Below are 738 nucleotides of genomic sequence, written 5' to 3'. Positions count from 1 at the left end.
CAAGGTTATACCTTGAAAACTGATCGCAAAGTGATTAAAACGCTTCTTGTATATTCATTAGGATAAGCCCTCGACCTATTAGTATTCGTCAGCTCCACACATTACTGTGCTTCCACCCCGAACCTATCAACCTCGTCGTCTTCAAGGGGTCTTACTAATTGGGAAATCTCATCTTGAGGGGGGCTTCGCGCTTAGATGCTTTCAGCGCTTATCCCTTCCGTACTTGGCTACCCAGCTATGCCTCTGGCGAGACAACTGGTACACCAGCGGTACGTCCATCCCGGTCCTCTCGTACTAAGGACAGCTCCTCTCAAATTTCCTACGCCCGCGACAGATAGGGACCGAACTGTCTCACGACGTTCTGAACCCAGCTCGCGTACCGCTTTAATGGGCGAACAGCCCAACCCTTGGGACCTACTTCAGCCCCAGGATGCGATGAGCCGACATCGAGGTGCCAAACCTCCCCGTCGATGTGGACTCTTGGGGGAGATAAGCCTGTTATCCCCAGGGTAGCTTTTATCCGTTGAGCGATGGCCCTTCCATGCGGTACCACCGGATCACTAAGCCCGACTTTCGTCCCTGCTCGACTTGTAGGTCTCGCAGTCAAGCTCCCTTATGCCTTTGCACTCTTCGAATGATTTCCAACCATTCTGAGGGAACCTTGGGGCGCCTCCGTTACTCTTTAGGAGGCGACCGCCCCAGTCAAACTACCCACCTGACACTGTCCCCGAACCGGAT

Annotated in this window: 1 rRNA gene; it reads right to left on the bottom strand. The window is 53.4% G+C overall.

What is annotated here, in order from left to right:
- Nucleotides 1-58 precede the first annotated feature (58 nt).
- Nucleotides 59-738, bottom strand: a 23S ribosomal RNA gene (locus NQ117_RS23985); the annotation flags it as partial.

The sequence above is a fragment of the Paenibacillus sp. SC116 genome (assembly GCF_024733555.1).
GTDB lineage: Bacteria > Bacillota > Bacilli > Paenibacillales > Paenibacillaceae > Paenibacillus_B.
This window is presented reverse-complemented; position numbering and strand designations above follow the sequence as displayed.